We start from the raw sequence: 8606 nt of genomic DNA, 5'->3' as shown, positions 1-8606 counted from the left end.
CGCGGTGCTGGTCGGCCGCACCAACATGAGCGAGTTCGCGTTCTCGGGGCTCGGGCTGAATCCGCACTTCGGCCATCCGCGCTCGCCGTACCACCGCGACGTGCCGGGCGACGCGCGGATTTCCGGCGGTTCGTCGTCCGGCGCGGCCGCGTCCGTCGCCGACGGGATGGCCGCCGTCGCGCTCGGCACCGACACGGGCGGCTCGATCCGCATTCCGGCCGCCCTGTGCGGGCTGACCGGCTTCAAGCCGACCGCGAGCCGGATCCCGACGCAAGGCGGCGTGCCGCTGTCGACGACGCTCGACTCGTTCGGCCCGATCGGCCTGACGGTCGCCTGCTGCGCGCTCGTCGACCGGATGCTCGCGGGCCTCGAACCGCACGTGCCGGCCGCCCGGCCGCTCGAAGGCGTGCGGCTCGGCGTGCTGACGAACTACGTGACGGACGGCGTCGATGCCGACGTCGCGGCCGCGCTCGACGCCGCGCTCAAGCATCTCGAAGCCGCCGGCGCGATCGTCACGGAAGTGCGCTTCCCCGCGCTCGACCAGCTGCCGGACGTCAACCGCTTCGGCTTCTCGCCGATCGAGGCCTACGCATGGCATCGCCCGCTGCTCGCCAAGCACCGCGACCAGTACGACCCGCGCGTGCTCACGCGGATCCTGAAGGGCGAACCCGCGAGCGCGGCCGACTATCTCGACCTGCTCGCCGCGCGCACGGCGATGCTCGACGAAGCAGCCCACACGGTCTGGTCGCGCTTCGATGCGCTCGTCGCGCCGACAGTGCCGGTCGTGCCGCCGCGCATCGCCGAACTCGAAGCGGACGACGATGCCTTCACGCGCACCAACGCGCTGATCCTGCGCAACCCCAGCGCGTTCAACTTCCTCGACGCGTGCGCGTTGTCGCTGCCCTGCCATCCGCGCGACGCGGCGCCGGTCGGCCTGATGCTCGCGGCCGCGCCGCACCGCGACGACGCGCTGCTCGCGATCGGCCAGGCGGTCGAGGCCGTGCTGAACACGATCCGCTGAGCGCCGCCAGCCGGGCGCCGACGGGCAGGACGCGCGGTGCGGCAGGTTGCCGCACGCGCGCTGTCAGTTTCGTGCCAGACCGTTCGCGCTAAAATCGCGCGATTGTTTTCCGGACCGACCACGAGGAACCCCGCCGACATGAACGACTACACGCTCGCCATCCGCCGCGAACGCCGCCTGCTGATGCTGCTCGGATGGGTGTGCATCGCCCTGCTGGCCGGTGCGCTCTACCTGCAGTACGTGAAGAACGAAGATCCGTGCCCGCTGTGCATCATCCAGCGCTACTTCTTCTGCGCGATCGGGATCTTCGCGTTCCTGGCCGCCGGGATCCGCAACTGGCGCGGTGTCTGGGTGCTCGAGCTGCTGATCGCGATCGCCGCGGCCGGCGGTGTCGGCACGGCCGCCCGGCACCTGTCGATCCAGATGAATCCGGGCTTCAGCTGCGGCTTCGACACGCTGCAGCCGATCGTCGACAGCCTGCCGCCCGCGCAGTGGTTCCCCGGCATGTTCAAGGTCGCCGGACTGTGCGAGACGGTCTACCCGCCGATCTTCGGCATCCTGCTGCCCGGCTGGGCGCTGATCGGCTTCGCCGTGATCCTGGTCGCGGTCGCCGCGAGCCTCTGGCGCCATCGCCGCAAGCTCGTGGCCTGACCGGCCGGTGTCGACTGGCCTGCGCGCGGCCCGTTCGCCCGGGCCGCACACTACCGCCGGCCGGTGACCGCCCGGCTCCGGCGCGCCCGCCGGCCCAGCCCGGCGAGCCGCATCCGGCCCGTCGAGCGTAAACACCTACCCCGCCGCCGCCCGGGTCTCCGGGCGAACGCGCATCGCGCGAGTTCCGCGCCCAGCCCCGCCACGCCTGCGTTTCGGCCCGATGTGCGCGCATTGGCGCCCCGATCCCGCGCGGCGGGCCTATGATCGACATGATCGCCTCCTGATAGCCCGGATCACCGCCTGGCGATGTTCCCGTCGCCTCGCGGTGCTATCTTCGTGACTGGATGGCGATCTACGTGCGCGAGGCCAGGCGGTCTCACCACCCCTGCGTAACGCGCGCCCGATCCGCAATGTCGACTGGATTCATCATGACAACGCAAACCATCCGCATCCGTCACCCTCATGCCGTCCGCGCGCGCCGTTCGCGCGCTGCCGCCGCACTGCATCGGCCGTGCGGCCGGCCCGCCTCGCTCCCGTCCGTCATCGTTGCCGCCACGCCCGCCAGCCCGCGCCGCGTGTCGTGCCGCGTCGTCCCGAACGGAGCGTGCTGATGGAAGCCTGGCTCGGCGATCTGCAGCAACTGCTCGCGCACGGCGAAGCGGCCGTGCTCGTGACGGTCGCGCACACCGACGGCTCCGCGCCGCGCGAAGCCGGCACCAAGATGCTCGTCACGCGCGACACGGCCCGCCATACGATCGGCGGCGGTCATCTGGAATGGAAGGCGATCGAGATCGCGCGGCATCTGCTGAAGGATGGCGCGCACGTGCCGCACGCACGCCGGCTCGAACGGCTCGCGCTCGGCCCGAGTCTCGGCCAGTGCTGTGGCGGCGCCGTGGTGCTCGCGTTCGAGCGGCTCGATGTGGGCGATCTCGGCTGGATCATGTCGCTCGCGAAGCGTGTCGCGGCCGGCGCCGCGACCGTGCGTAGCGTATCATTCGGCCCCTCGCCGGGCGCGCCGCTGTTGAGCGAGCCCGAATCGGAAGCCGCGCGTGCCGACTGCCTGCTGTGGGAAACCGGCGGCGTGTCGCTGATGACCGAAACGATCGCGCCGTATGCGTTCCCCGTCGTGCTGTTCGGCGCCGGGCACATCGGCACCGCGCTCGTGAAGGTGCTGGCGACGCTGCCGTGCCACGTGCGCTGGATCGACGGGCCCGATGCGGTGTTCCCGCCGGCCGACGCGCTCGCCGGCATCGGCAACCTCGCGATCGAAGCGGCCGCTGCCCCGGCCGACGCGGTCGACGCCGCACCGCCGCAGTCGTACTTCGTCGTGATGACGCACGACCACGCACTCGATTTCGTGCTGGCCGAGCGCATCCTGCGTCGTGCCGACTACGCGTACTTCGGGATGACCGGCTCGCACGCGAAACGCGTGCAGTTCGATCATCGTCTCGCCGCGATCGGCATCGACCCGGCCCAGGTCGCGCGGATGCGCTGCCCGATCGGTGTCGAAGGCATCATCGACAAGGCACCCGAAGTAATCGCGATCTCGGTGGCTGCGCAATTGCTGCAGGCCGTCGAGGCAAACGCGAATGCAAACGCGTCCACGCAGGCTTCCCCTACCTACTGACCGACCAAGAACGACGCCATGACCCCGACATTCAAGGACAAGATTGCCCGCGCGCCGAAAGCGGAGCTGCACATCCATATCGAAGGCTCGCTCGAGCCCGAACTGATCTTTGCGCTCGCGCAGCGCAACGGCGTGAAGCTCGCGTACGACTCGATCGACGCGCTGCGCGCCGCATACGCGTTCACCGACCTGCAGTCGTTCCTCGACATCTATTACGCCGGCGCGAGCGTGCTGCTGACCGAGCAGGATTTCTACGACATGACGGCCGCGTACTGCGAACGCGCGCTCGCCGACAACGTCGTCCACACCGAGCTGTTCTTCGATCCGCAAACGCACACCGAGCGCGGCGTGCCGATCGAGACGGTGGTCGCGGGCATCGAGCGTGCACTCGCCGATGCCGAGCAACGCGGGCTGTCGAGCAAGCTGATCCTGTGCTTCCTGCGCCACCTGTCCGAAGAGGACGCGCTCGCGACGTTCGAATCCGCGCTGCCGCTGTTCGAGCGCTATCGCCATCGCCTGATCGGCGTGGGCCTCGACTCGTCCGAGCTCGGTCATCCGCCGACGAAGTTCGCACGCGTGTTCGAGAAGGCGCGCGCGCTCGGGCTGAAGCTCGTCGCGCACGCAGGCGAGGAAGGCCCGCCGGCGTACATCTACGAAGCGCTCGACGTGCTGAAGGTCGACCGCATCGACCACGGCGTGCGCAGCATCGAGGACGCGGCGCTCGTCGAGCGCCTCGCGAAATCGCGTACGGCGCTCACCGTCTGCCCGCTGTCGAATCTCAAGCTGTGCGTGTTCGACGACATGGCGAAGCACACGCTGAAGGCGCTGCTCGATCGCGGCGTCGCGGTGACGATCAACTCCGACGATCCGGCCTATTTCGGCGGCTACGTCAATGAAAACTACTTCGCGACGGCCGAAGGGCTGCAACTCACGGATGCCGAAGTCCATGCGGTGATCCGCAACGGCTTCGAGGCGTCGTTCATCGAACCGGCGCAGCGCGACGCGCTGTACGCGCGCCTCGACGCGTACTGGCAGGCCGCGTGACGGCCGGCATCGAGGAACGCTGACAGATGAAACACGGCAACGGCATCCGCTTCGCGACCACCGGCCCGGCCTTGCGCCGGGACGACCGCGGGCGTGAGCGCGCGGCGACGGCGCTGTGCGTCGTCGCTCGCGCATGCCTGCCGTCGCGATTTGCCGTTTCGCGCGCGGCCGCATCGGTCGTGAGCGCAACGGCTGCGAGGCCCGCCGGCAACCACTCGCCGGCGGCTTCGGCCGCCACGTTCGCCCGCGCAATCGCTTCCGGTCGTGCCGCACGCAGCGTGCCGCACCCGCTCGCCAGGCGCCACGTTGCCCCCGTGCGGCGTCGCCCGTTTTCTTCTGTTCGCCTTACCTTGATGCAGGACCATTCGTCATGACGCAAACCGCTTTCCGTTCCCAGCTGCTGACCTTCAACGGCGACCCGGCGCAATCGAGCCAGGCCGCGAACTACGAGACCGACGGCCTTCTGGTCGTCGACGACGGCAAGGTCGTGGCGGCCGGCCCGTACGCGCAGCTCGCCGCGACGCTCGCGCGCGACGCGATCGTCCATGACCTGCGCGACAAGCTGATCGTGCCCGGCTTCATCGACACGCACATCCACTATCCGCAGACGGACATGATCGCGTCGCCGGCGCCGGGCCTGCTGCCGTGGCTGGACAAGTATACGTTCCCGACCGAGCGCCAGTTCGGCGATCCCGAGCATGCGCGCGAAGTCGCCGACTTCTTCGTCGACGAACTGCTCGCCTGCGGCACGACGAGCGCGCTCGTCTACTGCACGGTGCACAAGCAGTCGGCCGATGCGCTGTTCGCGGCAAGCGATGCGCGCGACCTGCGGATGATCGCGGGCAAGGTGCTGATGGACCGCAACTGCCCCGAATTCCTGCGCGATACCGCGCAATCGGGTTATGACGACAGTGCCGAGCTGATCGACCGCTGGCACGGCAAGGGCCGCCAGATGTACGCGCTCACGCCGCGCTTCGCGCCGACGTCGACCGAGGCGCAGCTCGAGGCGTGCAGCGAACTCGCGCGCCGCCATCCGGACGTGTTCGTGCAGAGCCACGTCGCGGAAAACGTCGACGAGGTGAAATGGGTGGCCGAGCTGTTCCCCGGCCATCGCAGCTATCTCGATATCTACGACCGCTACGGGCTGCTGCGCCCGCGCGCGGTGTACGGCCACTGCATCCACCTCGACGACGAGGACCGCCGCCGGATGGCCGAGACGCGCACCGTCGTCGCGCACTGCCCGACGTCGAACTTCTTCCTCGGCAGCGGGCTGTTCGATTTCGACAAGGCCGGCGAATACGACGTGCCCGTCACGCTCGCGACCGACGTCGGCGGCGGCACGTCGTTCTCGATGCTGCAGACGATGAACGAAGCGCACAAGGTCGCGCGGCTGTCGGGCCACCACCTGAGCGCGACGCGAATGTTCTGGCTCGCGACGGCCGGCGCCGCGCAGGCGCTCGACCTCGCCGATACGGTCGGCACGCTCGCACCGCGCACCGAGGCCGACTTCGTCGTGCTCGATCCGCAGGCCACGCCGCTGCTCGCGCGCCGCACGAAACGCGCGGATTCGCTCGAGGAACTGCTGTTCGCGTTCGCGCTGCTCGGCGACGACCGCGCGGTGTACCGCACCTATGCGGCCGGCCAACTCGTCCACGAGCGCGGCGCGGCACGCCGCCCCGCCGCGTAACGACCTGCCGGGGGTCGCCCCGGCCCGCGCGGGCCTCCACCGCCGCGCGTGCCGGGCCGCCGAGACTGCCGTACGCCGATCCCGCCCCGACTCCGGGCACAGCGCCCGCCAACCGCTTTCCCGCGCGCAACGCACCGTGCTAGAATTCGCCGCTCATTGGGGAGTAGCCGCTCCGCTCGATGTCCCGCGCTCCCGGCGCGCATCGTGACGGAGGCGTCCGTCAACAGACTTGGCCGTACGGCCATGGCGGACGCAGCCACCGAGGCCTGGCGAGACCGATGGTTCACAGCGCGCCGCATCAGGGCCCGGCGCGCGGTGGATCGTCGCTCGCACGCACAACATCGGCCCGTGGAACCCCATACGTGTCTCAAGCCTTCCTGATCTCCACCGGCGCCGTCGCCCTCGCTGAAATCGGCGACAAGACCCAACTGCTGTCCCTCGTACTCGCCGCGCGCTATCGCAAGCCGGTGCCGATCATTCTCGGCGTGCTCGTCGCGACGCTCGTGAACCACGGTTTCGCCGGCGCGCTCGGCGAATGGCTCGGCGTGCTCGTCACACCGTCGATCATGCGCTGGGCGCTCGCGTTCTCGTTCATCGCGATGGGGTTGTGGATCCTCGTGCCGGACAAGCTCGATGCCGACGAAGCCAATGCCAACCGCTCACGGCTCGGCGTGTTCGGTGCGACCCTCGTCGCATTCTTCCTCGCAGAAATGGGCGACAAGACGCAGATCGCGACCGTCGCGCTGGCCGCGCGCTTCCAGGACTACCTCGGTGTCGTGGCCGGCACGACGTTCGGGATGATGCTCGCGAACGTGCCCGCGATCCTGCTCGGCGACCGCTTCGCGCACCGCCTGCCGACGAAGCTCGTGCACGCGATCGCGGCCGTGCTGTTCGTCGTGCTCGGCGCGCTGGCGCTGCTGGGTATCGGGGTCTGACGGAAGGGCATGGCCGGCGCGGCCGGACGGCCGCGCCGAGAGGGATCCCGCGTTACTTCGCGGCAGCGGCACCCGACGCGGGCGCGGCCGGCACCACGCGTTCGTTGGCGGCCGGCGCCGCCGGGCCGCCGCGCTTGTCGACCGGCAGCCGGACCGAGCGAACCGCGCCGTTGGACAGCGGGAAATCGGCGAGCGCACTGCGCGCGAGGAACGGCATCGCGTACAGCAGCGTACCGTTGTCGCCGGTCGTGCGCGCGGACACGTTGTACACCTCCTTGCCCGTCGCGCGCTCGGTGATGCGGATGCCGAGCGTGTAGTCGAACACCTGGTACGTCTGCGCGACGTAGCCGGCCGGCATCGGCCCCCAGGGACCCCACGGGCCCCACGGCCCGCGCCGCCAGTACGGCCCGGGCGCGAACCACGGATCGTAATAGACCGGCTGCGGCACCGTCACGAGATCGCTGCCGACCGCATAGGTCAGCCCGACGAGATACCGCGCCTGCGCCTGCGGCACCTGCCGGAACGCATACGTCGACAGCTCGTTCGCGACGATCGGCTCATAGGTCGACTGCTCGATGCTGTTCTTCTGCGCCTCGGTGCGCGTGAACGCATAGGTGCGTGTCGCGTCGCTGCCGCTCCAGTCGGAGAAGGCCGTGACCTGGGTCGTCACGTAGCTGGTGCAGCCGGTCAGCAGCGCCACGCACAGCACCGCCGCCCAGCACGCACCGCGTTGAATCCATTCGCGTTTCATGTTGATCCTCTTCGATCCGTCACCCGTTCGTCGCACCGCGCGAACCGTAACGGGATGCCGATAATACGCGGACTCCCGGAACCGGTAAAAAGTTCGCCCGGCACGCGGCCGCCAGCCTTTGTACAATGGCCCGGTTCGCCCGGCCCGTGCCACGGGCCCGTCCCCCACTCCACCGATCTCGACGACCATGTCCGACAACGCCTCCTCCACCGTGATCCGCCGCGCCGACTACACGCCGCCGGCCTTCCTCATCGATGCCGTCGCGCTCGAATTCGATCTTGCGCCGGCCCGTACGATCGTCAGGAATACGATGCGCGTGCGCCGCAATCCGGACGCCGCGCCCGCGCCGCACCTGGAGCTGATGGGCGAAGCGCTCGAATTCCTCGGCGCCTGGCTGGATGGCGCGCCGCATGGCGCCGTGCGTGCGCACGAACACGGGCTGACGGTCGAGAACGTGCCCGAAGCGTTCGAGCTGACGCTCGAAAGCGCATGCGCACCTGACCAGAATACGACGCTGTCGGGCCTCTATGTGTCGAGCGGCAACTTCTTCACGCAGTGCGAAGCCGAAGGTTTCCGCCGGATCACCTACTTCCTCGACCGTCCGGACGTGATGGCGTCGTACACGGTGACGCTGCGCGCCGACAAGGCCGCGTACCCGGTGCTACTGTCGAACGGCAACCTCGTGGATTCGGGCGACCTGCCCGACGGCCGCCACTTCGCGAAGTGGGAAGACCCGTTCCGCAAGCCGAGCTACCTGTTCGCGCTGGTCGCGGGCAAGCTCGTCGCGATCGAGGAAACGATCACGACCGGCTCGGGCAAGGAGAAGCTGCTGCAGGTGTGGGTCGAGCCCGCCGATCTCGACAAGACGCGTCATGCGATGGATTCACTGA

7 protein-coding genes, 1 pseudogene and 1 riboswitch are annotated in these 8606 nt (G+C 69.4%); of the genes and pseudogenes, 7 read left to right on the top strand and 1 reads right to left on the bottom strand.

Annotated features, from left to right (window positions below):
* The 6 genes from G3N98_RS36690 to G3N98_RS36665 form a co-directional block, all read left to right on the top strand.
* A partial coding sequence (locus G3N98_RS36690) for an amidase (RefSeq protein WP_241026242.1) occupies positions 1-1021 on the top strand: 1021 nt, incomplete at its 5' end.
* 138 nt (positions 1022-1159) lie between these two features.
* Positions 1160-1672 (top strand): disulfide bond formation protein B, encoded by a 513-nt coding sequence (locus G3N98_RS36685; protein ID WP_206150854.1) that lies wholly within the window; start codon positions 1160-1162, stop codon positions 1670-1672.
* A 610-nt stretch (positions 1673-2282) separates the two neighbouring features.
* Positions 2283-3299 (top strand): xanthine dehydrogenase accessory protein XdhC, encoded by a 1017-nt coding sequence (xdhC, locus tag G3N98_RS36680; RefSeq protein WP_089472345.1) that lies wholly within the window; start codon positions 2283-2285, stop codon positions 3297-3299.
* A gap of 18 nt (positions 3300-3317) precedes the next feature.
* Positions 3318-4343 (top strand): adenosine deaminase, encoded by a 1026-nt coding sequence (locus G3N98_RS36675; RefSeq protein ID WP_089430754.1) that lies wholly within the window; start codon positions 3318-3320, stop codon positions 4341-4343.
* Positions 4344-4713: 370 nt separating this feature from the next.
* Positions 4714-6030 (top strand): guanine deaminase, encoded by a 1317-nt coding sequence (guaD, locus tag G3N98_RS36670; RefSeq protein WP_089430753.1) that lies wholly within the window; start codon positions 4714-4716, stop codon positions 6028-6030.
* Between the two features lie 146 nt (positions 6031-6176).
* Positions 6177-6314: riboswitch (yybP-ykoY riboswitch) on the top strand.
* A 78-nt stretch (positions 6315-6392) separates the two neighbouring features.
* Complete coding sequence (locus G3N98_RS36665) at positions 6393-6965, top strand: TMEM165/GDT1 family protein (RefSeq protein ID WP_089494301.1); 573 nt, start codon at positions 6393-6395, stop codon at positions 6963-6965.
* A 52-nt stretch (positions 6966-7017) separates the two neighbouring features.
* Here the strand turns inward: G3N98_RS36665 and G3N98_RS36660 are convergent, their stop codons facing one another.
* Positions 7018-7716 (bottom strand): DUF4136 domain-containing protein, encoded by a 699-nt coding sequence (locus G3N98_RS36660; protein WP_206150853.1) that lies wholly within the window; start codon positions 7714-7716, stop codon positions 7018-7020.
* A 187-nt stretch (positions 7717-7903) separates the two neighbouring features.
* On the opposite strand from G3N98_RS36660, the pseudogene pepN reads away from it, so the two are divergent.
* Positions 7904-8606 (top strand): annotated as a pseudogene (gene pepN / locus G3N98_RS36655) (aminopeptidase N); the annotation flags it as partial.

It is taken from the genome of Burkholderia sp. Tr-20390 (assembly GCF_017104595.1).
GTDB lineage: Bacteria > Pseudomonadota > Gammaproteobacteria > Burkholderiales > Burkholderiaceae > Burkholderia.
Note: the sequence above shows the minus strand (reverse complement) of the source record. Positions and strands in the feature narration are given on the sequence as shown.

Coding starts and splice junctions, on each gene's coding strand:
- G3N98_RS36685 (WP_206150854.1), top strand. CDS start 1,160: ATGAACGACTACACGCTCGCCATCCGCCGCGAACGCCGCCTGCTGATG.
- xdhC (WP_089472345.1), top strand. CDS start 2,283: ATGGAAGCCTGGCTCGGCGATCTGCAGCAACTGCTCGCGCACGGCGAA.
- G3N98_RS36675 (WP_089430754.1), top strand. CDS start 3,318: ATGACCCCGACATTCAAGGACAAGATTGCCCGCGCGCCGAAAGCGGAG.
- guaD (WP_089430753.1), top strand. CDS start 4,714: ATGACGCAAACCGCTTTCCGTTCCCAGCTGCTGACCTTCAACGGCGAC.
- G3N98_RS36660 (WP_206150853.1), bottom strand. CDS start 7,716: ATGAAACGCGAATGGATTCAACGCGGTGCGTGCTGGGCGGCGGTGCTG.